The sequence below is a fragment of the Nitratidesulfovibrio termitidis HI1 genome (genome assembly GCF_000504305.1).
Taxonomy (GTDB): domain Bacteria; phylum Desulfobacterota; class Desulfovibrionia; order Desulfovibrionales; family Desulfovibrionaceae; genus Cupidesulfovibrio; species Cupidesulfovibrio termitidis.
In genome coordinates, this window is sequence record NZ_KI632512.1 from 1,690,993 (window position 1) to 1,716,820 (window position 25,828).

Sequence of the window (25,828 nt, forward strand, 5' to 3'; positions counted from 1 at the left end):
TGCCATCACCCCTATTCGTAGGGAACGATCTCGCGCCGTGCCGTCCACGAACAGGGCGGGCGGATGCCATGGGCACGTACCCTGTCCAGCACGGCGGCAGGCGGGCCGAACAGCACCTGCCGCCCCCCGTCCAGCACCAGCATCAGGTCGGCCATGTCCACCACCGGCTCCAGTTCATGCACCGAAACCACCTGGGTCAGCCCGGCGGAACGGTTGCGTGACAGGATGTCGCGCAGCTCCAACGCCGCCGGGTGGTCCAGCCCGCTGAACGGCTCATCCAGCAGCAACAGGCCCGGCGCGGCAAGCAGGGCGGCGGCCAGACACAGCTTGCGCTTCTGCCCGTAGGACAGGGTGTGCACCGGGCTATCCCAGTGCGCGGCAAGGCCGAACCGGCCCGCCGCCGCACGCGCGGCGGCCAGGGCGACCGCGCCTTGCGGGGTATGCGCAGGCGGTGCGACAAGCAACAAATCTTCCGCCACCGTGGCCCCCAGCATCTGCATGTCCGCGTCCTGCAGCACCAGCGCGGCATGGCGGCGCAGTGCAGCTTCCGCGCCGGGGCACTGGTGCCCGGCCACGTCCAGCGTGCCGCCTTCCGCCCGCAGCAACCCGGCCAGCAGTTGCAGCAGGGTGGTCTTGCCGCTGCCGTTGACCCCGCACAGGCACAGCAACGCGCCGGGCGGCACGGAAAATTCCGCCCCGTCCAGCGCGGGGCCAGCCCCCGCCGGGGTACCGGGATGGGTGTAGCGCAACCCCCTGGCGACAATCATCGGGACAACAGCCTTCGCACGGCCAGAAACCGCCATGCGGCCACGGCCAGCACAACCTTCACCACATCGCCGGGCAGAAAGGGCAGCACGCCCACCGCCACGGCGCGTGCCGCATCGATATCCAGCACTTGCATCAGCCGGGCCGCACCCGCCAGATAGGCCACGGCCAGCCCGGCAAGGCAGCAGCACAGGGCCAGCGCGACATGGGGCCAGCGGATGGCGGCATCCCGCGTTTCACGCCCCCTCAGCCCGCCGAATCCGGCAATGCAGGCCATGCAGGCGAACCCGAACAGATAGCCCCCGGTGGGCCCCAACAGATGGGCGAACCCGGCCTTGCCGCCGGAAAACACCGGCAACCCCATCACTCCGGCCAGCACGTACAGCAGCATGGCCCCGGCTCCGCGCGCGGGACCGAGCACCAGGCCGGCCAGCGCCACGAACAGGGTCTGCAAGGTCACCGGCACCGGCCCCACGGGCAGCATGACCATGGCCCCCACGGCAATGAGCGCGGCCATCAGGGCCGTCCAGACAAGGCGGTGCAGGCCCGCCAGCGGGGCGTCGTGCATGGGTCTCCCGTCCGCGTCCGCGCGGGGTTGTGGTGTGCGTCCGCACCATAGGGCCACGCCCCGCGCCGGTCAACGAGGGGCGCGGAGGCGGCGCTACAATGACCGTGTATTCGAACCTGACAAGGTCATCTCCGCCCCCGCAAACGAGGCCCCGCCTTTCAGCGTCCCCCCAACCCGACGCCCGCGCACTGACGGCATGGAGCGCAGACCTCACAGCCTGACGCAGCATCACGCCCCTCCCCCGCTCCATACCGCGCTGGACGGCGATGAACGTCCCTGCTATGCACCCGGCCAGTCAACCATCCCTTCAGGAACCGCCATGTCAGTCCCATCATCCCCTTCGTCCGGATCTGCATCATCCCCCTGCCGCCCCGACACCTATGCGCCCGTGGTCGAGGTGCATGCCTGTGGCCGCGCCTGGACGCTGGAGCGCCACGCCGACCTCGAATCGCTGTGGGAAGAACTGGCCGCCTGCGATACCCCCAACCCCGTGGCGAAGACCACCGGCACGGCGGATGCGGCCCGCGCCGCCTTCGTGGACGACGAGCGGCTGCCCTACTGGACCGAGTTGTGGCCCGCCAGCCTTGGCCTGGCGGAATGGCTGGCCGAAAACCGCGCCGCCCTGCAAGGCCGCCGTTGCCTGGACCTGGGCTGCGGGCTGGGGCTTACGGCCATCATCGGGCAGTGGCTGGGCGCGCGGGTCATCGGCATGGACTACGAGGAAGAGGCCCTGCGCTTTGCCCGGCTGAACGCCGCGCGCAACAGCGTGGCGCAACCCCTGTGGACGGTGATGGACTGGCGCGTGCCCGCCGTGGCTGCCCGCTCGCTGGACATGGTCTGGGCGGGCGACATCATGTACGAGCGCCGGTTCGTGGCACCCGTCAGCGACTTTCTGGACTATTCCGTGGCACGCGACGGGGTGGTCTGGGTGGCGGAACCGGGCAGAAACGTGTACGCTACCTTCCGCGAAACACTGGAGGCCCGTGGCTGGACCACGCGCTGCGCCCGCACCATGCAGGTGGACGCGCTGTATCGGCAGGCCGAACGTGTCACCATACATCTCTGGGAGATGCGCCCCGCGCGCGCCTAGAGGGTGCCCCTCTGAAAGACATTTTTCGGATATCCCCCGCCTCCGGGCCGCCCGTTCACCGCAGGACACCGCCACCGCAACCACAGGAGCCGTTATGGGCCGCACCATCCGCTTCGGCGTCTCCCTTGATTCCGACCTGCTCGAAAAATTCGATGCGTTGTGCGACGACCGCTGCTACCAGACCCGGTCGGAAGCCATCCGCGACCTGATCCGCAACACCCTGGTCCAGCAGGAGTGGGAAGACACGGACCGCGAAATCGCGGGCACCCTGACCATCGTGTACGACCACCACAAGAGCGATCTGGCCCAGCGGCTGACCGAAATCCAGCACGATCACCACGGCATCATCATCACCTCGCTGCACGTGCACCTGGACCACCACAACTGCCTTGAAGTGCTGGTGCTGAAAGGCCCCGGCGTGGAAGTGCGCGCGCTGTCGCAGCGGCTCATCTCCACCAAGGGCGTGAAGCACGGCAAGCTTTCGCTTACCACGACCGGCCAGGACCTCACCTAAGGATTTTTCAGGCATCACATGGAAGACGTACAGAACAGCCCCGCGCAAGTGGCCATGCCCATCGACCGCGTGGGGGTGAAGAACCTCAAGCTGCCCCTGGTGGTCAGCGATCGCGCCCAGGGCCGCCAGCACACCGTGGCCACCGTGGACATCGGCGTGGACCTGCCCGCCGAGTTCAAGGGCACGCACATGAGCCGCTTCGTCGAGGCGCTGGAGAACTGGTCCGAGGAACTGGACTACCACTCCATGAAGCGCCTGCTCGAAGACGTGAAGGAACGGCTGCACGCCCGCAAGGCCTACGCGCTGTTCCGCTTTCCCTACTTCGTGCGCAAGGGCGCGCCCGCAACGGCCAGTTCGGGCCTTGTATGGTACGAATGCCGCCTGACCGGCGAACTGGGCGACGGCAAGCCCTCGTTCCTGCTGGAACTGGAAGTGCCTGTGATGACCGTGTGCCCGTGCTCCAAGGCCATCAGCGACGAAGGGGCGCACAGCCAGCGCGCGGTCGTGCGCATGTCCATCCGCATGACCGGGTTCAGCTGGATGGAAGAGTTCATCGACCTGGCCGAGGCGGCGGGTTCGTCACCCGTGTACACCCTGCTGAAGCGCGAGGACGAGAAGTTCGTCACCGAGGACGCCTTCGCCCATCCGACGTTTGTGGAAGACGTGGTGCGCGCGGCGGCCCAGCGCCTGGAAGCCCACCAGCACGTGGCCTGGTTCCGGGTGGAGGTGGAAAGCTTCGAATCCATCCACTGCCACAACGCCTTCGCCAGCATCGAGCGAGAGGTGCGCAAGGGGTAGCCCCCCCTGCCGCCGGATGCGATGTTCGCGCCGCCCTCCTCTCGCGGCACATCGTTCAATCCGTCCGCACAGCAGGCATCCCCGGCAACCCGCCGGGGATGCTTTTTTTCATGCGCCCGCACCGGCCACGAACCGCCACGCGCGATTCTCCCCCGCCGCCCCCGTGACAGGCGGCGTGATCGGTTTTAGTATCTGTCTTGGGGACGGGGACAGGAGACGGGGGGAGACCGCCTCCGCGCAGGAGACACGCCATGATCGACGGATTCGGCACACCGCTCAGCGCACTGGATGCCTTCGGCACGTCCATGGCCGTCACGGCCAACAACGTGGCGAACATGAACACGGACGAATTCCGTGCCTCAGACGTGCGCCTGCAAACCGGTCCCCCGGAACAGGGTGGACAGGTCCAAAACGGGCAGGAGCAAGGCGTGCAGGTGGCGGAAATCCGCCAGAGCACCACCGAAGGCCCCCTGCGCATGGACCTGCGCCGCGTGGTGAACGAGGACGGCAGCGTCTCCGTGGAACAGGGCATCGTCGAAGGCAGCAACACCGACGTGGCCAAGGAAATGGTGACCATGCTCACGGACCAGCGCGCCTTCGAGGCCAACGCCGCCGTGGTGCGCGCACGGGATGACATGACGGGGATACTCGTCGACCGCTTCGTCTAGCTTCCGAAACCCTTGCCCGCCAACCGGGCCGTGCTTATCCTGAAAGGAAGGAAAAGAGGAAAGGCAGGAGAGCGGAAGGCCCGCTGCAACCGAGGGGCATCGCCCCGCAGTCCACCGGCGCATGCGCCGGGTAGAGCCAAGGCAACATGCGCGCCGCGCACCCGCAGGGGTATGCGGCGCGCTTCTTTTTCGCCTTTTCCGTCTTCTTGGGGATGGCGCTACAGCAGTTCCAGCCCCCGCAACAGCACCACGGCGCCGAACAGCGTCAGCGCCGAAAGCAGGGTGCTCACCACGATGGCCCGCGAGGTGTCGCGCGCGCCCGCGCCGTAGCTTTCCGCCACCACGTAGGCCACCGCCGCCGTGGGCATGGCCGCGAACAGCACCCCCATGCCCAGCCACTGCCCGCGCACCCCGAACGCCCACAGGCACAGCCAGGTCAGCGCCGGGTGGGCGAACAGCTTCACCACGTTCACCACCACCTGCCGGACCAGCGGCGAAAGGGCCTGCGGGTCGCATTCGCCGCCGTCCCCAGAGCCGCTCCCCACGCCGTCGGGCGGACAGCCCGCCCCTTCTGCGGTCAGCTGTGCGGCCAGCACCATGCCAATGCCGAACAGCGCGCACGGCGAGGCCGTGGCCCCCAGCATGGAGGCCATGGCGGCCACCGGGCGGGCCAGCCCCAGCCCGGAAAGACTCACCGCCACACCGGCCACCGAGGCCAGCAGGATCGGATTGCGGCCAAGGGCCATGGCCACCTCGCGCAGTACCCGCAACGACAGGCCGCCCCCCCTGCGAATGGCCTCCAGCCGGGCCATGGTCACCAGCAGCACGGCAAGGCAGAGCACGGAGACCATGCCCCCGGCCAGTACCGCGTCGTCGCTGCCGGGCACCAGCGCGGTGACAATGGGCAATCCGAGAAAGGCACTGTTGGGAAAACTGGCGGCCTGGGCCAGCACGGCCACGTCCGGCCCGTGACGCCGCCCCCAGCGCGAACACAGCAGATAGCCCAGCGCAAAGGCCAGCAGCATGCCCGCCACGGTACCCGCGGCAAAGCCGCCGCGCGCCAGTTCTTCCGGCGTCTTGCGGGCCACTGCGTAGAACAGCAGCGCAGGCAGCGATACCCGGAACACGAACTGGTTCAGGGCGGCAGGGGTGCCCTTGGGCAGGCTGCCCATGCGCTCCACGCACATGCCCAGCACGATGATGCCGAACACCGGGACCAGGGCGGAAAGAATGTCGAGCACGGAAAACTCCCGGGCGGACTGGCTACCGCCCGACTTTGGCAAACCTTGGTCGACGTTGGCAGGCATTGGTCGGCCCCTTGTGGACTCATGGCGGACCCACGGCAGACCGGATGCGCGGCAACGACTGCCGATGAAGGGGACTTCTTCAAGCATACGGCGGCACGGCCACGCGGGCAAGGTACGCACCTGCCGGATACCGTCCCCCTGCTCAACTGTCCCCTATTCAATTGTTCCCTGCTCAGCAGGCCGATGCATCTGCCGGCACTCCCTGCTCCCTGCCCGGCCAGCACGCATCCGTGCCCTGCATGCCCGGGCGCGAACATGCAGGGCGTGCGCAGCCGCACGTACCGCCGCACCTGTGTGGACGAATGATGATGCATGGTGGCCCTTGCCCCGACCCGGCGCGCCGAAGCCGCTTTTTTTGCCCCTATACTTGACTTCGCGTCAGCGAATTGACACTGATGTAGCCAAGCGTGCCATGTCGCCCGAGTTCCGGATTGCAAATGCAGGAGCCGCCGGGGCTTTCGGGCCGTGTGCACACGCGCACGGGCAACTGTCCGCAGGACAGTCCGGGTTGGTCCTGCCAGGCGCCACCGGACTGCGTGCCGACCGGCAAGCCGGGCAAAGCGCGCATCGGGGTGGCACGGGGGGAGCGGGACACATTCAGTGAGCCTTCCGGGAGAGGGAATGGATCTCGACACCAGCGGCATCATTGGCCAAAGCACATCGCTCAGGGACGTCTTCCGCATTCTGGCCAAAGTGGCCCCCACCGACAGCACCGTGCTCGTCACGGGCGAATCGGGCACCGGCAAGGAACTTCTGGTGCGCGCGCTGCATTCCAACAGCCAGCGCCGGTCCATGCCCTTCGTGCCCATCAACTGCGGTGCCATTCCCAAGGAACTTCTGGAATCGGAGCTCTTCGGCCACGAAAAGGGCGCCTTCACCCATGCCATCCGTTCGCGGCCTGGCCGGTTCGAACTGGCCGACGGCGGCACCATCTTTCTGGACGAAATAGGCGAGATGGACCTGACGTTGCAGGTCAAGATCCTGCGCGTGCTGCAAGAGAAGGAAATCGAGCGCGTGGGCGGCGCGGGGGTGAAGAAGGTGGACGTGCGCATCGTGGCCGCCACCAACCGCGACCTCGAGCGCGAGGTAGCCGCCGGGCGCTTCCGCGAAGACCTGTACTACCGCCTCAACGTCATCCCCCTGCACCTGCCCGCCCTGCGCGAGCGCGGCGGCGACATTCTGGTGCTGGCCGAACATTTCATGCGCCGCTTCTGCGAACGCAAGGGCCGCCGCTGCCTTGCGCTGGCGTCCGACACGCGCAAGGTGCTGGCCGCCTATTCGTGGCCGGGCAACGTGCGCGAACTGGAAAACTTCATGGAGCGGCTCAGCATCCTCGCCGACGACGACGTGGTGCCCCCTGCCGACCTGCCCCGCAAGATACTGGACGAGGTGGGCGACATCGTCTCCCTGCCGGAACCGACCCCGCCCGACCCGCTGCCCGTTGTCGCAGGCGCCGTTTCCGGCGGCATGCCTGCCGGATTCAGCTGGCCCACCATCACCGACCTGCGCGACAAGGGACTGAACCTCAAGGATTTTCTGGATACCGTGGAAGAACGCCTGCTGGACGAGGCCCTGACCATGGCCGAGGGCGTGAAGAACCAGGCCGCGGAAATTCTGGGCATCAAGCGCACCACGCTCATCGAGAAGCTGAAGAAGAAACGCACCGACTCGTGACCGCCGCCTGCCCCCGACGCTCCCCCCCGACGCGCCGCCCGGACGCGCCACCCGAATGCCGGGGGACAGACGCCAGGGTACGGACGCCGCCGGGATCCGGGCGGGCTGCATGCGCCTGACGGGCGGGGCGCACCCGGACCACATGGGTCGCTCCAGTGCGGAACAGACGGGACAAGATGGCCCAGACAGCACGGGCGGGGCGCAGGTGTCCACCGTTGCACGTTTTTTGCTAAGGCTTAGTGCCCGCGTCGGTTTTTTCCCGCCGCCATGCCGGGCGGCATGCCGTTCCCGCCGCATGCCCATGTACGCGTACATGCACAGGATTCTTGCGTGAAACGACCCTCCGCCGCCGGTCTTGCCCGGCTGCTCCTCATCGCGGCCCTTGCCGGGCCGCCCGCCACGGCCGCGCATGCGGCCTCGTGGCAATGGAGCGGCCTGCCCGACCGCGAGCGGGTGACCATCACCCTTGACAGCCCCGGCGACGTGGATGTGGCCCGCACCGGGCGGCAGACCCTGTCGCTGACGTCGCGCGCCGTGGGCGCGGCCCCCGCGCGCATGGGCGGGGCCGACCCGGCAGGCGCGGCGCTGGTGGGCGAGGTTGCCCCGCAGCCCGGCGGACTGCGCATCGACACGCGCACCCCGGGGTTCGGCTACGTGGTCACCCGCCCCGCCCCCGACAGGGTGGTGGTGGACATCTTCCGCGACCCCATGGGTGAACGGTGGACAGCCTCCGACGGCGGCCAGCCCCAGGCCCAGGCGGCAGGACAGCCAGAACAGGCAGCGCCCCCGGCTCCCGCTCCGGCGCAACCCGCCGTCCCCCCTGCCGTCTCCCCCGCGGACCAGCCCCCCCGAGCAGCCCAACCTGCCCCGGCGGCAACGCCCGCAACTCCCGCACCGGCGCCCTCCCCGGCCCCCGTGCCCGCGCAAAACGGCGCCCGGCAGCTGCGCGTCGTGGAACGCACTCTCACCGACGGCCCCGACCAGACTCCGCAAACCGCGCCCACGGGCGGGGTTACCGGCAAGCTTTCCTCCGGTCCGGGCACGGCGGCCCCCGCGCAGGTCACCGGACAAATCGGGGGGCAAATCGGGGGGCAAACAGCCGCCACGCCCCCGGCCCAGCCCGCCCCGCAGGCTTCTGCCCAGCCGCCGGAACAGCCGCGCAGCTTCTTTGCCGTGCCCTATTCCGTTCGGGCACGCATCAATCCCGGCGGCCCTTCCGAATGGCCCGAAGAAGCGGCAGCCTCCGCCCAGGCCACGGCCCCCGCGCCGGTGCCCTCGCGCGGAGAGGCCGGTCCCGCCGCCACCGCTGCACAGGACGGGCAACCCGCCGCGCCGCAGGCGGTGGCCCAGGCGACCTCACAGATGGGCCAGACGGGGCAGCCCGCTCAGCCGGAGCAGGCCACGGATCAAGCCCCGGACCAGGCCCCGGACCAGGCCAAGGACCAGGGCGAAGCGCGCAAGTCCGCCTCTCCCCGCCCCGAAGGCCCCACGCCGCCACCGCAGCCCGATGGCCAGCCCACGCCCCCGGTAACCGGCAACGCCACCTCGCCGCAGGCCGAGGCGGCTGGCAAGACCGAGTCCAATGCCACCAACGCCACCCAGGTGGTGTACGTGGACGAAAAAGGCAATCCCGTTCCCCCGCCGCCGGTCCCGGCAGACCTGCTGGAGCAGGCCAAGACTTTCATGGTCAACGCCGACTATCCCAAGGCCATGGAACTGCTGGAAACCCTGAAGCACCTGCCCGACACCCCCAAGGACATGTACGAGGAGGTGCTGTACCTCATCGGCGACGTTCTCTACGCGCAGAACAAGGACAACCTCCTTCCCGCCTTCGACAAGATCGTCACGGCCACCAACGAGGCCATGAACTACAACCTGAAGTCGCACCGGGTGCCGCAGGCCCTGCTGCGCCTCGGACTGCTGAACACGCGCATCGGCAACTCGCAGGAGGCCGAAGGCTACTTCAACCTGCTGCGGCGCCAGTACCCGCACGACGAAAACGCCGCCCTGGCCATGTACTATGCAGGTGAAGAGGCCTACAAACGCGGCGACTACCAGAAGGCCGCGGACAAATTCCAGTCCATCGTGCAGGACTTTCCGGAAAGCAAGTACGTGCGCGAAGGCTCGGTCAGCCTGGCCCGCACCCTGTACAAGATGGGCTACTATCAGCAGGCCGCGTCCATCCTGGACTTCGTGGACAAGCGCTGGGGCCGCTTCTACCTGGAATATCCGCAACTGCTCACCGTGGCCGCCGACGTGGCCGACCACCTGGGCAAGCTGGACGATGCCCGCGCCAACTACTGGCTGTACTACAACCTCAACCCCGACGCGGACGACATCGACACCGTGCTGGCCCGGCAGGGCGACATCCTGGCCAGGCAGAAGCAGCCCGAGGCCGCCCGGGTGCTCTACGAAGAGGCGGTGCGCCGCTTCCCGGACAAGGACGGCGGGCTCATCTCGCTGATGCGCCTTGCGGAAGAAGGCATCCACGACACGCCGAGCATCGCCGAGATGGTCTCGGTGTTCCAGCGGCCGGACAACACCCGCCCGGTGCAGGCGTACACCACCATCATTTCCGGCCACCCGCAAAGCCCGCTGGTGCCGCTGGCCCGGCTGAAGCTGACCATGTGGTACCTGTGGAACCGCCAGTTCCCAGAGGCGCTGGCATCCGCCGTGGAGTTCGCCCAGGCCCACCCCGGCAGCGACATGCTGCCCAAGGTGCGCGAAATCGCGTTGCAAAGCTTCACCCAGATGGTGGCCGAAGCCGTGCCCGACGGCAACTATGGCCGCATCCTGCAATTGTGGGAACAGTACCCGCTGATTCAGGAGAACGAGAAAGACCTGTCGGTGGACACCCACGTGGCCATCGCCCTCAGCTACGCCAACACCGGCCAGCCCCAGAAGGCGCTGGAGATGCTGGACGGCTTCCTGAAGGGGCCGAAGGATCCCAGGCACGGTGAAACCGTGCTGGCCCTGGCGCTCAAGGTATATCTGGAAACACAGAACTGGCAGCGCATCGCCGACGTGATGCAGGGCGTGTCCGGGTGGAGCCTGTCCGACCCGGTGCAGAAACAGGCGGACTACGCGCTGGCCCTGGCCCAGGAAAACCTGGGGCACCCCGACCTGGCCGAGCCCCTGTGGCAGCGCCTGTACGACCGCAAGGACCTGCCCCAGGAGCAGCGCGCCTACGTGGGCTACTTCCTGTCGCGCGACGCCGAGCGCAACCGGGAACTGGAAAAGGCCTACCTGCTCACCCGCGAGACCCTGTCCGACTTCCTTGCCGTGGCCCAGGCCAGCCCGGAAAAGGAAGACACGCCGCGCATCAAGGAATGCCTGCTCTCGCTCATGGACATCACCGAGGCGGCGGGCCGCCTGCGCGAATCGCTGGACTGGACCGACCAGTACGCCAGGTACGTGCCCGATACCGACCCCGGCTACGCGGCCATGCGCTATCGCGTGGCGCGCCTGCAGCGCAAGATGGGCAACACGGACGCCTGGAAGGCCACCCTGGAAGACCTGGCCCGGCGCGACCCGCAGTCGCTGTATGGCCGCATGGCCGCGTCCGAACTGCGCACCACCGACGTGACCAAGGGCCTTTCCGGCTTCACCGGGGGCGCACAGCCGTAGCGGAAGCCCGCTCCGCCATCCCGGCCCCCCGATCCGCAGCGGCCCGCAGCGGGCGGACAGCGGGCGGATAGAGGGCAGGCGCAACGTCCGGTTCCGACCCGCCATCCCGGCCCCATCCTGAGCGTATCCTACGGCCCCCATTTCCGCTGTTTCCGTTTTATCGCGCATCTGGCATAGCTTGGGTACGGACCCACGGGCGTGGTCCGCGTCCGTACGAATCGCCGGGCAAGCCGCCGCTATCCCCTGATATATCACCGGACAGGCTGCCCCTTTCCGCCCTTTCCGCCCTTTCCGCCATGTCCGCCGCTACCCGCAGGAGGCCGCCATGCATGACAGGCATCTGGACACCGGACACGCCATCGACCGCAACCCCGTGGTGGCGGGCATGTTCTACCCGGACGACCCCGACCTGCTGCGCCACACGGTGCGCGAACACCTTGCCGCCGCCCCGCGCGACGCCGCCCCCACCCTGCTGGCCATGGTGCCCCACGCGGGCTACGTCTATTCCGGCGAGGTGGCCGGGCAGACCCTGGGCGCGGCCAACCTGCCCGACACCATCGTGCTGCTGGGCCCCAACCACACCGGGCTTGGCGCGTCGCTGGCCGTCTGGCCGGGCGGCCACTGGCACACCCCCCTCGGCCCGGTGCCCGTGGACGAGGAACTGGCCGACGCCCTGGCCGAATCGGGCGCGGGCTTTACCCGTGACACCGCTGCCCACGTGCGCGAGCACTCCATAGAGGTGGTCCTGCCCTTCCTGCAGGAATACACGCCCGACCTTTCCATCGTGCCCGTGGCCGTGGCGGAGCCGGACCCGCAAGCCCTGCGCGAGGCATCGCAGGCCCTGGCCGGGTCACTGCGCCGCCTGGAGGCCGCCGGACGGCGGGTGGCCATGGTGGTGTCCTCGGACATGAGCCACTACGTCACCCACGCCGACGCAACCCGGCTGGACCGCCTGGCCCTGGCCCGCATCGAGGCCCTGGACCCCCTTGGCCTGTACGCCACCGTGCGCGACCGGGGCATCTCCATGTGCGGGGTGCTGCCCGCCGCCCTGGGGCTGCTGGCCGCGCTGGACCTGGGCGCCCAGACCGCGCGGGTGGTGGCCTATGCCACCTCGGGCGAGGTCAGCGGGGATATGCAGCGGGTGGTGGGGTATGCGGGGGTGCTTGTGGCCTGACAGGCTTCGGTGCGACACGCACCGCATCCACCTGCGGAAACATTTTTCTGTCAGCCTCCGGCGGGCAAGGGGCTACGCCCCCTGCACCCCCACAAAGGAATGTAGCAATCCGGTCTGTTAGGCACGTGAGCGAACAGGAAGGCGCATTCAACTGCACGTCGGATACCGACAGGGCACGCGTAATCAGCCATACTGGCCTTACATGATGGGGGTGCAGGGGGCGAAGCCCCTTGCCCGCGCCGGAGGCGTAAAAAATACGCCCTCACCCGCCCCCACCTTGTACCTTACGGCACGAACGGTCGGGCATATTGACGGCGGGCGGCAGCGGTGTCATTTTCCGCCCGGCACGGGCGACGCTCCCGCGCCCACCGGTGCGCCGCGCGCTGCGCGCGGCCCGGCAGCCTTTCCGCGCCATGCAACGGAGCTCCCGTGACCACGCACTATCGTCTCGAAGAGACCACCCCCGGCGCCCAGTGGGACGCCTTTGTCGAGGCATCCCCCAACGGGACCATCTTCTCGCTGTCCGCGTACCTGGCCGCCGTGCGCCAACCCAGCCGCCTGTACTGGTGCATGAACGGCAACGAACGCCGCGCCGCCGTGGCCGTCACCGAATCGGCGGACGGCACCTGCGCCGTGCAGCATGATTTCGTCATCCACAACGGCATTCTCTTCGCGCCGCCCGCCAACAAGCAGAACCGCTCCACGGTGCTGTCCGAACGGTTCGAAATCGCCGCGGACGTGGCCGCCGCCCTGTCGCGCCGCTACACGCGGGTGGAACTGGCCCTGTCGCCGCAGGTCACCGATATCCGCCCCTTCCTGTGGCACAATTACGGCAAGGACGACGCCCCCCACTACGTGGCCGACGTGCGCTACACCGCCTACGCCAGCCTGGCGGGCTTTGCCGATGCCGCCGCGCCGGAAGACGTGCCCCTGTTTCCGGAAATTTCCTATTCGCGTCGGCAGGAAGTGCGCAAGGCGCTGAAGACCGGCGTGCGCACCACCGAAGACGCCACACCGGAAGACCTTGCCGCCTTCTACGCCCTGACCATGGGCCGCCAGGACATCGAGGTGGAGCGCGAACGTCTGGACGAACTGCGCGACCTGGCCGCCGCCGTGCTGGCGGGGGGCTTCGGTCGGCTGTTCGCCACCCGCACCCCGGAAGGGGAACTGGCGGCCATGGCCCTGTTCGGCATGGACAGCAAGCGCGCCTACTACCTGTTCGGCGCGGGCGACCCGCACCTGCGCAACACCCCCTGCGGCACCGCCGTACTGTGGGACGCCTTTGGCCAGCTGGCCCGGGCGGGGGTGACCGAAGTGGACCTGGAAGGGGTGAACAGCCCCCGCCGGGGCTGGTTCAAGCTCAGCTTCGGGGCGGACATCCTGCCCTACTACCAGTTGGTCAAGGAGGGTTCGGAACCGGCGGAACCGGCGGAACTGTCAGTACCTGCGGAACCGAACTGACAAGACCGGCAGATCAGGCAGATTTGGCAGGCCAGGAGCAGTCACGCCCGCGTTGACGCGCGGCCCGACGCCGCCCCGCGTTTCCGCAAAATGATCGAAGGGCGGGGGCCTGTGCCCCCGCCCCTTCATGCGAAGCAAAACCTGCACCGTGGCGCCCGCCGTCAGGTGACCGTCATCCGGTGACCGCCGTCCGGTGACCGCCATCCGGTGACCGTCATCCGGCACGCACCACGAATGGCTGCGGCTACGCCTCTTCTTCCTCCAGCGTGTACCCGGCGCTCTCCACGGCTTCGCGCAGCATGCGCGTATCCACGCACACCGCAGGGCCATAGGTGATTTCGCCGGTGGCCAGGTTCACGTTCACTTCCTCGATCCCGGCCTTGGTCTGGATGGAAGTGGTCACGGTGGCGGCGCAGTCCGGGCTTTGCAGCCCCTTCACCTTGTACTTCTTCATGGGAAATCCTCCCCGCGTGGGCGGCATGCCGCAGGCGCGGCGCACGATGTGAAGGGAAACGCCGGGGCAGCCACCGGCGCGCGACGACACTTCGTCTTCAATGCCGAGACTATACCGCTTTTATCCTACTGTGCAAGTAGGATTTGCCCCCTTGCGCACCCCCCGTGAATGCCTTACCTCAAGGAACCACCGGATTCGGGACGAACAGACGGATTCAAGGCCTCAGGACCGCCCCCGATTCTCAGCATGCCCCCGATGCCCATGGTCACCTGACGCACATGGTCACCTGACGCACATGGCCACCTGATTCATCTGCGCCACCTGCCAGCGGCACGTAGCCGCGCCCCCTCACCGCAACCCCCGCACCCCATGCTTGAACTGGACTTCACCACTTCCGGCTACGTCTACATGGCGCTCATCTGGGCGTGCGTGGGCATTGGCGCGGCGGTACTGGCCCGGCGTCAGGGCCGCAACCCCCTGTTGTGGTGCGCGGCCTGCCTGATCGCACCCATCGCCCTGTTCTACCTGGCGGGCGAGCACAGCGGCCGCGAGGACGCGCGCACCAAGGCCCGGCGCGAACAGGCCCAGGCAGCCGCCGAGGGCAACAACGCCGAATAGCCCGACGCCGCCCCCCTTTTCATCCACCCGTGCCGGGCGCACCCCGGCCTTGCACAAGCATACCACCGGACCATGAGCGACCGTACTTTTCATATCCTGACCTTTGGCTGCCAGATGAACGTCAACGATTCCGACTGGCTGGCCAGGGCACTTGTGGCGCGCGGCTTTACGGAAGCCCCCCTGGGCAAGGCCCGCGTGAACATCGTCAACACCTGCTCGGTGCGCGACAAGCCGGAGCAGAAGGTCTACAGCGTGCTCGGGCGCATCCGTCAGGCCACCCGCAAGCTGCCCGACGCCTTTGCCGTTGTGGGCGGCTGCGTGGCCCAGCAGATCGGCTCCGGGTTCTTCACCCGCTTTCCGCAGGTACGCCTGGTGTTCGGCGGCGACGGCTCGTCCATGGCTCCCCAGGCCATCGAACGGCTGTGCGCGGAACCGGGCCTGCGCGTCTCGCTGCTGGACTTTTCCGAGGAATATCCCGAACGCGACGCCCAACTGGATTCCGGGCCGGTGCCGCCCTCTGCCTTCGTGAACATCATGCAGGGCTGCGACAACTTCTGCGCCTACTGCATCGTGCCGTACACGCGGGGCCGCCAGAAGTCGCGCGGGGCCGACGCGGTGGTGCGCGAATGCGCGGAACTGGTGCAGCGCGGCGCGAAGGAAATCACCCTGCTCGGCCAGAACGTCAATTCCTACGGGCAGGACGCGGAAGCCACCCGCCAAGCTACCATGGCGACCATGGCGACGGGGGCGACCATGGCGACGGGGGCGACGGGGGCGACGGGGGCGACGGGGGCAGGTGACGGCAAGGCCGTGACCTTCGCCGAACTGCTGCACCGCGTGGCCGCCCTGCCCGGTCTGGCCCGGTTGCGCTTCGTCACGCCCCACCCCAAGGACATCGCGCCGGAAGTCATCGACGCCTTCGGCACGCTGGACAACCTGTGCCCGCGCCTGCACCTGCCCCTGCAATCCGGGTCGGACCGCATCCTGAAGGCCATGGGCCGCAAGTACGACATGGCCCGGTACATGGACATCGTGCACCGGCTCAAAGCCGCTCGCCCCGACATCCAGCTTTCCACCGACATCATCGTGGGCTTTCCCGGCGAGACGGAACAGGACTTCGAGGACACCCTGGCCGCCATGCGCGCCGTTGGCTTTGCCGCCAGCTTCTCGTTCTGCTATTCCGACAGGCCGGGCACCCGCGCGGAGATGCTGCCCGGCAAGCTGGACGCCGCAGAAAAGGCCGCCCGCCTGGCCCGCCTGCAGGCATGGCAGAATGATTATACTGAACAGTGCTTGCGGAACATGGTAGGGTTGCACACAATGGTGCTGCTGGACGGCATGAGCAAAAAGCCCGGCATGGCCACCCCGGAATTGCATGAAGGCGTGCATGCCCACGTCACGGACAATCCCGGCGGCGAAAGCTGGCAGGGGCGCGACCCCTACGGCCAGCCCGTCAACGTGGTGATGCCCGTCCGGCCAGAACGTGGACCTGACAACGAATCGCAAGGCTGGCTGGGGCACATCGTGCCGGTGACCATCGTAGAGGCCAAGAAGCACTCGTTGCGCGGAGTGTTGCGGGCATGATCCGCTTCCGGCGCCGCATCGGCCCGCAAGGCCGTACTGGCCGTACGGGTCAGGCTGACCGAGCAGACCGGACTGGTCAGGCCGACCGTGCAGGCCAGGCAGGCTCAAGCACCATGCGAAAACGCCCGCAGGGGCGCACAGGCAGGTATCCCATGATAGAGATGAAGGTCGTGGGGCTGTCGCTGGACGACGCCACCAAGGCGCCGATCCTCGTCCTGCGCCGCGAGGCCGGGGAGGAACTGCTGCCCATCTGGATAGGGGCCATGGAAGCCATGGCCATCTCCATAGCGCTCAACAGCGTGGACGTGCCGCGCCCGCTCACCCACGACCTGCTGCTGAACACCCTGCGCTCGCTGGGTGCGCAACTGGTGGCCGTGGACGTGGTGGACCTGCGCGACGGCACCTACTTCGCCGAACTGGACATTTTGCTGAACGGTTCACGCATCCGCGTGGACTGTCGCCCCTCCGACGCCATTGCCCTGGCCCTGCGGGCCGACGTGCCCATCTTCGTCAGCGAGGACGTGCTGCGCCGCGCCGCCGAAGACCGCCTGCGCCCCAACCTGGACGAGAACGCCGCCCGCCGCCCCACCGACGCCGCGTCGGCCATGGCCCGCGAGGAAACCGCCCGGCGCGACGTGCGCCGCAGGGCGGGCCAGCCCCCGTGGGCTGACGGCGAAGCGGGCAGCCCCCTCAACGTGGAGCAGATATCCCGCGTCCGCGAGGCCATGGGGGATCAGCGCATCGCCAAGCCGAAGGCTGACCAGGCAACAGACCGCCCGCGCGACTCGCACGATCCGCACGATCTGGAAGAGCAACTGGCGGAACTGCTGCGCTCGCTGGACCCGGAAACCAAGAACCGCATGTAGCGCGGCAGGCACCCGCACCGCCGGACCGTCCTCGCATCCGGGCCGTCATTGCACCCGGCGTACCGGGCGCCCCGCTCCCTCGCATTCCGATACAGGCCCCGCCTCCTTCCCCGCCCCGGTGCATCGGGCTCCGGGTTGCGCCCATTGCGCCCATTGCGCCAGTCGCGCCCGTGGTGTACCGGTGGCCCACCATTTCCCACGCAGCCGCACAACGTTGGGCGGCATCAGGCAAAGCCGGGCAAAGCCAGGCAAAGCCGGGCAACGCCGTGCGGCCACCGCGTACGGCCTGCACGGCCAACCGGCACCCGCGCCCGCGTGCGAGCCCCGCACCCCACGGCATGCGGAATGCCTCCACGCCGACACCTCGCGCACTTCCGGAGCCACCCCATGATCGACCTGCACGTGCATACCTGCTTCAGCGACTCCTCCATGACGCCCGCCACCGCCGTGCGCTTCGCGCGCCTTGCGGGATACCGCGCCGTGGCCCTCACCGATCATGCCGACGGATCGAACATGGACCTCATCCTGCGCCAGGTGCTGCCCATGGCCCGTCAGTACGGGCTGTACGCGGGCATAGAGGTGTTTGCCGGGGTGGAACTGACGCACGTGCCACCGGCCCTGATCCCCGACGCCATCAGGGAGGCACGGGCGCTGGGCGCGCAACTGGTGGTGGTGCACGGCCAGTCGCTGGCCGATGTGGTGGAGACGGGCACCAACCTTGCCGCCATCGAGGGCGGGGCGGACGTGCTGGCCCACCCCGGCCTGCTCACCGCGGAGGACGCCGCCTATGCCGCCGAGCGCGGCGTGCTGCTGGAAATAACCACCCGCCCCGCGCACGCGCTGTCCAACGGCCACGTGGCCATCACCGCGCGCGCGGCGGGGGCACGGCTGGTCATCAACAACGACGCCCACCGCAAGGAAGACTTCGTGTCCGCCGAAAAGCGCCGCGCCGTGGCCCTGGGCGCGGGGCTGGCCCCGGCGGAAATCGAAGCCGCCGAGATGACGCAGCGACAGTTGGTGGAGCGGTTGGTACGCGCCGCCCGTTAGGCGCTGCCTCCAAATCCTAATTTGGAGAAAACCCCTGGGCTGTTCCACTTTATTCTTCCGCCGCTTCCCCCCCCCCAGACTGCACCCCACCCCGGCCTAAAGTTCCGCCCCGAACTGCCGATGGGAACCATGTACCGCGGCTGTCCGGCCGTCGGCTCCCCATCCCGCAGAGGTGCGGCCATGCTCGACTATTACAGATTCAAGGAAATCCACGACCTGTTCATGAAAGGCAAGACAGAGGAAGCGCGGCACGTACTGATGGAAATGCAGTCGCGTTACGTTTCCCTGTGCGATGAAAACACCATGCTGAAAATGCAGGTGCAGGAATTCGAGGATATCCTCTACCTGTCGCGCAATCTTGTCTTTGACGGGTTCTGCTATTGGCTCATCACCGGCAACATCAAGCAGGGGCCGTTCTGCCAGAGCTGCTACAACCGCGATGGCGTTCTGGTTCGTCTGGCCGCCCACGAGGGCTCGTGGCAATGCGCCACCTGCGGCACCGTGCACGACCGCGAGCCGCGCTACGGCATGCCCGCCCCCGGCTTCGGCCTGGGCGCGGCGCTGGCCACGGCCCATGATGCGGGGCGTACCGCACTGGCCGGGCTTGCCGACCTTGCCGACCTTGCGAACAGGGCCAACAGGACAAGCCTGGCTGCCAGCCTTGGCGCGGGCGACGAGCTGACGCCCGATACGCCCCCGCCCGGCACGCAGTCCGTTCGCCCCGCCCGCGTCGGCAAACTGCTGCCCTTCGTGAAATGACACTCCACTTGCCTGCCATGCATCGAAGGCCCGTCCCCGCAAGGGGGCGGGCCTTCGCCGTTCCGGATGCCGGAAATGCCCGTCATGCACCGGCCACGCTAAAGTTTCCCCCGCTGCCGCCGATGAATCCGGTACACGGGGCGATCCCCCGAAAGGAAGGCCACACATGCAGTCCGCAGCCAGACACGCCACACCGTCCCACCGCGCCCCCGACCGCCTTGCCGCCACGGCAGCCCGGGCGCTCCAGTCCGTGGAATCGGCAGCGCGGGCCAAAGCGCCCAGGGAACCCCGTCCGCCCCGTCCACTAGACGGCATTACCGCCACCGGCCTCGCGGCCCTTGGCGTGCCGCCCACCATGCGCATGGCCGGGCGCGGCGCGGCCAGCCTTGCCGACCTGGTGGAAGCAGTGCGCGCCGAAACGCCGTGGGCCGCCACGCCTCGCATGGATGCCGTGCCCGCGCACGGGTTCGTCAGCGCGCTGATCCTGGCCCCGCGCGAGGAATTGAGCGCCGTGGATCGCCGCGCGTTGCGCCAGACGGGCGTCCGCAACGTGGCGGTGCTGACCTCCGGAACCGCCGCTGCCCGCAAACTTGCCCGGCAGCGCCGTGCCCGCGCCGGAGAACACGACGCGGCCCATCCCGCCATCGACGTTCCTCTGCACAGCGACGCGGTTCCCCCCCCAAGTGATGCAGTGCCCCCCATTGACGTGGTGCTCTGCCACGAACGACTGGCGGACATGTCCGCCCTCGACCTTTTGCAACTGCTGCGTTCGTACCCGCGCCTGCTCGACCTGCCGGTGCTGGTGGTGTCCAGCGCGGCCACGCGCGAGGCGGTGCTGTCCTCCATCGGCGCGGGGTGCAGCGGCTTTCTGGGCCGCCCCTACACCGTGGATACGCTGGACGGGCAGTTGCTGCGCGCCCGGCGCGCACTGGCATCGCGCACGGCGCACACCGTGGCCGAAGGCACGCGGATGCTTTCGGACGAGGAATTCGACCGGGCCCTGGAACAGTTCGCCAATGCGGCGACCGAAGCCGCCGACGAGGCCGAAGCCCATTTTCTGGAAGGCACGGCCCATCTGCTGCGCGAGCAGTGGGACGCGGCCATCACCGCCTTCAACCGCACCCTGCGCTACAATGCCCTGCACGCCGAAGCCTGCCTGGGACTGTCCGATGCCTGGCGGGGCAAGGGCGACATGGACAAGAGCCGCGAATTCCGCAACCGCGCGGGCGAGATCTATGCCCGCGCCCGGCAGTGGCGGCGCGCCCAGAACATCTTTGCCGAACTTCTGGCCGACTCGCCCCCGGATACGCCCAACCCGCTGCTGGCGGAGGCCGCGCGCCTGCTGCGCGACGGACGCATCGACGACGCGGCGGCCGCCTTGCTGGCCGGACGCGAACTGACCCCCGGCGCCCCCCTGCACGAGCACGTGGCCCGTGCCTGCCAGTTCACCAATGCGCCGGAACGCACAGCCGCCGCCGTGTGCCGCGCCCTGTCCAGCGCGGACCCGGAACTGGGCAGCCAGTTGCACCGCCGCATGCTGGGCCGATTTGGCACGGCGCTGCGCATTGACGTGGACGGCCACGAAGAACCCGCCGGACTGCTGGACCGCCTGCTGGGCGGCACGGTGCTGCACGACGTGGTTACCGTGGCCCGGCATACCCTGAAGATGTGGCGCGCGGCGGGCATCTAGCAGCACAACCGCCCGACTCCCCTGCCGCCCGCCAGTCGCATGGCCGATTACGGGCTGTGACATCCCCCCTGCAACGAGAACGCGCCTGATGCGGAAGCACCCGGCGCGTCTTTTTGCAAAACGGCAGGAACGGAGCGGCTATTCCTCGGCCACGTCGCGCAGCAGCCGGAACAGGGCGCGCCCGGCGCGGGGCGGTTTGCCCGCGGCGCGTTCGGCCAACGCATCACGCACCAGCAGGCGCAAGTGGCGCGGGTCCACGTCTGGCCACTGCTCCATATAGGGTTGCAGGCGGTCCGGCCCGGCGGCCAGCAGTTGCTCGCGCAGTTCCTCGATGCGATGAAACTCGTCGTCCTCGGTCTGCTTCACGGCACGCACCTCGCCCATCTGCGCGGAGATGGCCTCCCAGTCCCCCTCCCGGATGACCCGGCCGATGAACTGCAACTGGCGTCTTCTGGCCTCGTGGGTGGGCATGGCATGCCATTCAAGCACCGCCCGTTCGAGGTCATCGGGCAGGCCCAGGGAGCGCACCCTGGAGACGGGCAGACGGACCAGTTCCTGACCCAGGGTCTGCATGGCGTTGCTCTCGCGCTTTTTCTGCGAGCGGCTCACGTCGCGTATATCATTGTCTGTCGCCACCCCGGACGGGGGCAGTGCGTCGGGTATCCTGCGTCGCGCCATGCGCGTTCTCCTTGTTGTCCATGCGTGAATGAGGTCGGCTCCCGAACGTGGCGGGAACGGGCGGAAGGGGCGCGCCTGGGGCAGGCCGGGAGACACCCCGGCGGTTGCGCCCATGCGCCCGGGCTAGCGGCGGCGCGGGCCACCCATCAGATCGGAAATATCCAGCACCGGCAGGCCATGGGCGCCTGCGGGCGCATCGGAAGCGCCGTCGCGGATCACGGAACCGCCAGTGGAGCCGTCATTGCGGCCACCTGGCGTGCCGGTATCGGCGCCGTCCTCCGCAGCCGCGCTGTCTGCCGCCTGATCTTCAGGCTGCACGGGGCGCCAATGCTGCGCGCCCATTTCCACGAACAGTTCCACGCCACGCTCGGGCACGACCACCAGCAACACCAGGGTGCCGGTGGGTTCCAGCCGGTAGGCGTAGTCGAACAGCCGCCGGGCCACCAGCGCCACGGGCACGCCCGCATCGGCGGCCACCTGCGCGGCGGCTTCGCGCAGCCGCCCTGCCGCCTCGCCGTCCATGCCGATGCCGTCGTACGGCACGGGCACCGCCACCTGCCAGCCATACATGGCCTGCACCCTGCGGCGGTTGTATTCCTGCGCCATGGTCAGCTGCACGGAAGCCCTCCCGGCGGTGGAAACCGAAGCCAACGGGCGAAAGGCCTATTCAGAATCAGCCCCTATCCGAAGTAGAGTCCCAGCAACGCCCCCCCCAGCACCATGAAGGCGATGACGCCGTTCAGGGTGAAGAAGGCCATGTTTACCCGCGACATGTCGTCGGGGCTGATGATGCGGTGCTCCCACGCCAGCACCCCGGCAATGACCGCCCATACCGCGTACCACGGCCAGCCCAGCGAGGCGGACCAGCCCGCCAGCAGCAGGAAGATGGCCGCGTTGGCATGGCAGAAGGCGGAAACCACCAGCGCGGTGGGCAGGCCGAAGTGGGCGGGCACGGCATGCAGGCCCACGGCCCGATCGAACTCGATGTCCTGGCACGAATACAGGATGTCGAACCCGGCCACCCAGAACAGCACCCCCCAGAACAGCAACACGGCGGGCACGGTGAACTGCGGGTCCACGGCGATCCACCCGGCCACCGGGGCCAGTCCCAGCACCGCGCCCAGGAAGAAATGGCACAGCCAGGTGAACCGCTTCAGCAGGCTGTACGAGGCGGCCACCAGCAACGCCACGGGGGCAAGATACAGGCACAGCCGGTTCAGGCCGGCGCAGGCAGCCACGAACAGCACGGCCATGAACACGGTGAAGGCCCAGGTCCAGGCCACGGAAATTTCGCCGGTGACCAGCGGACGGCCCGCGGTGCGCGGATTCAGGCGGTCGTACTTCAGGTCCACCAGCCGGTTGAAGGCCATGGCGAACGAACGCACGGCCACCATGGCCACGGTAAGCATCAGCAGGGGCGCCAGGCCCGGCCAGCCCCCGGCGCCCAGAAAGGCTCCGGCATAGGCAAAGGGCAGCGCGAACACCGAGTGTTCGATCTTGATCATGCGGCAGATGGCCGCAATGCGCGAAAAGGGATTCATGGGGTGCGTCCGGTTCCGTTCTTTTCAGTTTGGTGGTGCATACCGTTTCAGGCAGCCGATTCACGGCACTCCGCATCGTCCGGCTCATGCGCCAGCGCTTCGCGCACCAGGCCGAATTCATGACGTGCCCGCTCCTGGGCCTGACGGCGCGCATCGTCCATTTCTTCGTAGCGCGAGAGCAGCAGGTCCACAAGCGCGCCATCCAGCTTGTTGTCGCGGGCCTGGTCGCGCAGTACGGCGCGGGCCGCCTCTGGCGGCATGCCGCCCCGATAGGGCCGGTCCTCGGCAATGGCGGTGAACACGTCGGCCACGGCCACGATACGCGCGGGCAGGGGCAGATCGTCGCCCGTCAGCCCGTACGGATAGCCGCTGCCGTCCATGCGCTCGTGGTGCAGCGCCCCCCAGGTGGCCACCTGGGTAAAGCCGGGGACAGAGGCCAGAATGTCCATGCTGTGTTCCGCATGACGCCGCATGCGCGCCATTTCCAGGTCGTCGAGACGGCCCGGCTTTTCCAGAATGTCCAGCGGAACGCCCAACTTGCCGATGTCGTGCAGCAGCCCCGCCACGTACAGCACCTTGCCCTGCGGGCCATCGAACCCGGCCCAGCGCGCCAGCAGACGCGCGGTTTCCGCCACGCCGCTGGAGTGGGTGGCGGTGAAAGGGCTGCGCGAATCGATGACCAGCGAGAACAGCGTGGAAAAGGAAATGACCCCGTCCGCATCCAGGGTTTCGTCCTCCAGCCTGCCGCCCGCACCGGTGTGCAGGTGGCATTCGGGCGCGCGCAGCCCGGCGGCAAAATCGGGGTCGGCGGTCAGGTCGTACAGGGCATCCAGCGCATCGGGCCGGAACAGGATGGAGCGCCCCCGCTCCAGTCGCTCCATGGCCCGGGGAAACTGCCGGGCCGGATCCTCGCCGCGCCGCAGTTGCACGTCCATCCTGTCGGCCATGTGGATGATGTGCGCGGCCGCGGGGACGCCGTCCTCTCCCCTGCCGTGGCACCACGGCGCATGGTGATGGCGCACCAGGCGCGCGGCCTGGGCCAGACGCGGACAGGTGTCCAACATCACGGCCCCGGCGCGGGAGTGCGAATCCATGTCCTGCTCGAAGACCAGCCCTTCCAGTGCCGCCTTCAGCGGCACGGCCCCCGCGTCGTGCATCAGCGACGCCAGCAGCAGTTCGCACCTGTCCCTGTCGGACAGGCCAAGCCGCTCGGCAAGCCGTGCGGCGATGAACCCCACGTGCACGTGGTGCGAGGCCACGGCCGGGCTCACCAGGTCGAGGGCGCGGGAAAAGGCCACGGTCAGGTCAATGAGCCTGACTTGCAAAGGCTGCTGCATGGGTGTGTCTCTGACGGGACGGACGGTCCACCGCGCTTTCCCCCGAAATGCGTGATGCCCGTTTACGTTCGCTGCGGTGCCGCAGGGTGCCGGTTGATTGTTGGATATGACTGCCGTGATGCGTGCCCCGGCATGCCAAAACTCGTCGTGCTCCCAGGGAGTGACCCTACCCGCCGCACTCGGCAGGATCACCCTGCAACTTGTCCAGCGCATGGGCCAGCGCGGGCAGCACGGCGGCAAGGTTTTCGGCCACGGCCTTGCGGCTGCCGGGCAGGTTGACGATGACCGCCCCGCCCAGGGTGCCCGCCACCGCGCGCGAGATGACCGCGTTGGGCGTCTTGGTCAGGCTGGCAGCCATCATGGCCTGCTCGAATCCGGGCAGACGCCGTTCGATGACCGCCAGGGTGGCTTCCGGCGTCACGTCGCGCGGGCCGATGCCGGTGCCCCCGGTGGTCAGGATGAGGTCGTAGCCCTGAGTCAGGGCCAGGTCCACCAGCAAGGCGCGCAGCCGCTGGCCGTCGTCGGGCAACAGGTAGCCGCGCTCGATGCACAAGGGCATGGCGCCGCGCACCATCTCGGCGATGGTGGGGCCGCTGGCGTCGTGGCGCAGCCCGGCCGCGCCCTTGTCGGAAAGGGTCACCCAGGCCAGGGCGCGCCCCTGACGCCGCGCCAGCAGATGCAGCACCCGGCCCCCCGGCTCGTCGCGCAGGGCTTCCACGAATACGCAGGCCCCGGCATGCGCCGAGCCCGAACGAGGCAGCAGGGTGCGCCCCACCACCTGAAACAGCGCATCGCCCATGGGGTCCAGCAGGGCGTCATGCAGGGTGGCGCCCACGGCCAGCCCCAGCACCACGTCCGCCTGCACGGCGGAGAGCGCGGGCAGCGCCCCCGGCAACCCCACGGGGCCAGCGGCCAGCGCGATGATGCCCCCCTTGGGCACGGGCATGGTGGCAACGTCAAGCATCACGCGGTCGTCGCCCATGGCGGCCTCCCTGCATGCATTGTGCATCATGGTCATGCTTCGAACTTCCCCCCGGAGGTGCGGACGAATTCTTGTACGGGCGGGGCCTGTTGGCCCTACCGGGCGTCGGGGCGGCACAGATGCTCGCCCATGGCGTCGTAAAAGGTCTGCGCGGCATCCTTGCAGCCCTTGCGGCTGTGGATGTTCACCCAGGTGTCTTCACAGTAGGCGTTCATGACCCGCAACTGCTCGTCCACGTTCAGGGCATCCACGCCCTTCACGCAGGCTTCCTCGGACAGGTAATGGCTGCCGCGCAGCGGAAAGCGCACCTGCGTGGCCTCGCACCCGCGCATGCAACCATTGCGGGTGAGCACGCCGTACTCGTCGTCCTGCTGGCAACGCTTCTGGCAGGCTCCCATCAGCGGATCGGTGGCCACGTGCGACAGCCCCCCGCGCCCGCCGCATCCGGCAAGCGAAAGAACCAGGACAAGGGCAGCCGAAGCAAGAACCGGCATGGCAATTCGCCGCATGAAAACCTCCGTTGAAGCTGCCGCACGGCGTGGGCCGTGCGTGGTCACGCACAGGTAAGACCGGATGGCCCCCGTGAACCGGACGGACAGGACTGATTAAACGGGCTGAACGGGCTG

General features: G+C 68.5%; 24 protein-coding genes. 14 read left to right on the top strand and 10 right to left on the bottom strand.

Annotated features, from left to right (window positions below):
- Positions 1 to 11: 11 nt before the first annotated feature.
- Together DESTE_RS06920 and DESTE_RS06925 are read right to left on the bottom strand one after the other, a co-directional pair.
- Positions 12 to 767 (bottom strand): ATP-binding cassette domain-containing protein, encoded by a 756-nt coding sequence (locus DESTE_RS06920; RefSeq protein WP_035066368.1) that lies wholly within the window; start codon positions 765 to 767, stop codon positions 12 to 14.
- Complete coding sequence (locus DESTE_RS06925) at positions 764 to 1,333, bottom strand: biotin transporter BioY (protein WP_035066370.1); 570 nt, start codon at positions 1,331 to 1,333, stop codon at positions 764 to 766. Before DESTE_RS06925 ends, DESTE_RS06920 begins: the two co-directional genes overlap by 4 nt.
- A gap of 319 nt (positions 1,334 to 1,652) precedes the next feature.
- On the opposite strand from DESTE_RS06925, the gene DESTE_RS06930 reads away from it, so the two are divergent.
- The 4 genes from DESTE_RS06930 to DESTE_RS06945 all read left to right on the top strand — a co-directional run bounded on the left by DESTE_RS06930 (position 1,653) and on the right by DESTE_RS06945 (position 4,403).
- The gene (locus DESTE_RS06930; RefSeq protein ID WP_051384357.1) at positions 1,653 to 2,423 is read left to right on the top strand and encodes a class I SAM-dependent methyltransferase; all 771 of its coding nucleotides are present in this window, start codon (positions 1,653 to 1,655) and stop codon (positions 2,421 to 2,423) included.
- Positions 2,424 to 2,517: 94 nt separating this feature from the next.
- Positions 2,518 to 2,937 carry a nickel-responsive transcriptional regulator NikR gene (gene nikR / locus DESTE_RS06935; protein WP_035066372.1) on the top strand — a complete coding sequence of 140 codons (420 nt, stop codon included), beginning with the start codon at positions 2,518 to 2,520 and terminating at the stop codon, positions 2,935 to 2,937.
- A gap of 18 nt (positions 2,938 to 2,955) precedes the next feature.
- Positions 2,956 to 3,735: a GTP cyclohydrolase FolE2 gene (folE2, locus tag DESTE_RS06940; protein WP_035066373.1), complete on the top strand. Its 780-nt coding sequence runs from the start codon at positions 2,956 to 2,958 to the stop codon at positions 3,733 to 3,735.
- Between the two features lie 251 nt (positions 3,736 to 3,986).
- Positions 3,987 to 4,403: a flagellar basal body rod protein FlgC gene (locus DESTE_RS06945; RefSeq protein WP_035066375.1), complete on the top strand. Its 417-nt coding sequence runs from the start codon at positions 3,987 to 3,989 to the stop codon at positions 4,401 to 4,403.
- Between the two features lie 218 nt (positions 4,404 to 4,621).
- Here DESTE_RS06945 and DESTE_RS06950 read toward each other — a convergent pair whose 3' ends face one another.
- A complete protein-coding gene (locus DESTE_RS06950; protein ID WP_035066377.1) occupies positions 4,622 to 5,644 on the bottom strand; it encodes an AEC family transporter in 1,023 nt (340 codons plus the stop codon).
- Positions 5,645 to 6,331: 687 nt separating this feature from the next.
- On the opposite strand from DESTE_RS06950, the gene DESTE_RS06955 reads away from it, so the two are divergent.
- From DESTE_RS06955 to DESTE_RS06975, 4 genes are all read left to right on the top strand, one after another.
- The gene (locus DESTE_RS06955; RefSeq protein WP_035066379.1) at positions 6,332 to 7,384 is read left to right on the top strand and encodes a sigma-54 interaction domain-containing protein; all 1,053 of its coding nucleotides are present in this window, start codon (positions 6,332 to 6,334) and stop codon (positions 7,382 to 7,384) included.
- Between the two features lie 330 nt (positions 7,385 to 7,714).
- Complete coding sequence (locus DESTE_RS18540) at positions 7,715 to 11,011, top strand: tetratricopeptide repeat protein (RefSeq protein ID WP_035066383.1); 3,297 nt, start codon at positions 7,715 to 7,717, stop codon at positions 11,009 to 11,011.
- A 325-nt stretch (positions 11,012 to 11,336) separates the two neighbouring features.
- The gene (amrB, locus tag DESTE_RS06970) at positions 11,337 to 12,185 is read left to right on the top strand and encodes an AmmeMemoRadiSam system protein B (protein WP_035066384.1); all 849 of its coding nucleotides are present in this window, start codon (positions 11,337 to 11,339) and stop codon (positions 12,183 to 12,185) included.
- 429 nt (positions 12,186 to 12,614) lie between these two features.
- On the top strand, positions 12,615 to 13,646 hold the full coding sequence (locus DESTE_RS06975; RefSeq protein WP_035066386.1) for a GNAT family N-acetyltransferase: 1,032 nt from the start codon (positions 12,615 to 12,617) through the stop codon (positions 13,644 to 13,646).
- A 244-nt stretch (positions 13,647 to 13,890) separates the two neighbouring features.
- Here DESTE_RS06975 and DESTE_RS06980 read toward each other — a convergent pair whose 3' ends face one another.
- Positions 13,891 to 14,100: a heavy-metal-associated domain-containing protein gene (locus DESTE_RS06980; RefSeq protein WP_012612461.1), complete on the bottom strand. Its 210-nt coding sequence runs from the start codon at positions 14,098 to 14,100 to the stop codon at positions 13,891 to 13,893.
- A gap of 369 nt (positions 14,101 to 14,469) precedes the next feature.
- Between DESTE_RS06980 and DESTE_RS06985 the strand changes: the two genes are divergently transcribed.
- The 6 genes from DESTE_RS06985 (at position 14,470) to DESTE_RS07010 (ending at position 20,664) form a co-directional block, all read left to right on the top strand.
- A complete protein-coding gene (locus tag DESTE_RS06985; protein ID WP_035066389.1) occupies positions 14,470 to 14,718 on the top strand; it encodes a hypothetical protein in 249 nt (82 codons plus the stop codon).
- A gap of 72 nt (positions 14,719 to 14,790) precedes the next feature.
- Complete coding sequence (locus DESTE_RS06990; protein WP_035066390.1) at positions 14,791 to 16,302, top strand: MiaB/RimO family radical SAM methylthiotransferase; 1,512 nt, start codon at positions 14,791 to 14,793, stop codon at positions 16,300 to 16,302.
- A gap of 152 nt (positions 16,303 to 16,454) precedes the next feature.
- Complete coding sequence (locus tag DESTE_RS06995) at positions 16,455 to 17,168, top strand: bifunctional nuclease family protein (protein WP_035066392.1); 714 nt, start codon at positions 16,455 to 16,457, stop codon at positions 17,166 to 17,168.
- A gap of 387 nt (positions 17,169 to 17,555) precedes the next feature.
- Positions 17,556 to 18,215, top strand: coding sequence for a histidinol phosphate phosphatase domain-containing protein (locus tag DESTE_RS07000; RefSeq protein ID WP_035066395.1), 660 nt, complete (start codon positions 17,556 to 17,558; stop codon positions 18,213 to 18,215).
- Between the two features lie 180 nt (positions 18,216 to 18,395).
- Positions 18,396 to 18,974 (top strand): hypothetical protein, encoded by a 579-nt coding sequence (locus DESTE_RS07005; RefSeq protein WP_035066397.1) that lies wholly within the window; start codon positions 18,396 to 18,398, stop codon positions 18,972 to 18,974.
- Between the two features lie 166 nt (positions 18,975 to 19,140).
- On the top strand, positions 19,141 to 20,664 hold the full coding sequence (locus DESTE_RS07010) for a tetratricopeptide repeat protein (protein ID WP_035066398.1): 1,524 nt from the start codon (positions 19,141 to 19,143) through the stop codon (positions 20,662 to 20,664).
- A gap of 138 nt (positions 20,665 to 20,802) precedes the next feature.
- On the opposite strand, the gene yjgA is transcribed toward DESTE_RS07010, so the two are convergent.
- The 6 genes from yjgA to DESTE_RS07040 form a co-directional block, all read right to left on the bottom strand.
- Positions 20,803 to 21,342 carry a ribosome biogenesis factor YjgA gene (gene yjgA, locus DESTE_RS07015; protein ID WP_035066400.1) on the bottom strand — a complete coding sequence of 180 codons (540 nt, stop codon included), beginning with the start codon at positions 21,340 to 21,342 and terminating at the stop codon, positions 20,803 to 20,805.
- 123 nt (positions 21,343 to 21,465) lie between these two features.
- Positions 21,466 to 21,960: a hypothetical protein gene (locus DESTE_RS17160; protein WP_051384358.1), complete on the bottom strand. Its 495-nt coding sequence runs from the start codon at positions 21,958 to 21,960 to the stop codon at positions 21,466 to 21,468.
- A 62-nt stretch (positions 21,961 to 22,022) separates the two neighbouring features.
- Positions 22,023 to 22,883: a UbiA-like polyprenyltransferase gene (locus DESTE_RS07025; RefSeq protein WP_035066403.1), complete on the bottom strand. Its 861-nt coding sequence runs from the start codon at positions 22,881 to 22,883 to the stop codon at positions 22,023 to 22,025.
- 47 nt (positions 22,884 to 22,930) lie between these two features.
- The gene (locus DESTE_RS07030) at positions 22,931 to 24,220 is read right to left on the bottom strand and encodes an HD domain-containing phosphohydrolase (RefSeq protein WP_035066405.1); all 1,290 of its coding nucleotides are present in this window, start codon (positions 24,218 to 24,220) and stop codon (positions 22,931 to 22,933) included.
- Positions 24,221 to 24,386: 166 nt separating this feature from the next.
- Positions 24,387 to 25,202 (bottom strand): MogA/MoaB family molybdenum cofactor biosynthesis protein, encoded by an 816-nt coding sequence (locus DESTE_RS17585; protein ID WP_035069917.1) that lies wholly within the window; start codon positions 25,200 to 25,202, stop codon positions 24,387 to 24,389.
- Positions 25,203 to 25,297: 95 nt separating this feature from the next.
- Positions 25,298 to 25,711: a hypothetical protein gene (locus DESTE_RS07040; RefSeq protein ID WP_035066407.1), complete on the bottom strand. Its 414-nt coding sequence runs from the start codon at positions 25,709 to 25,711 to the stop codon at positions 25,298 to 25,300.
- Positions 25,712 to 25,828 lie beyond the last annotated feature (117 nt).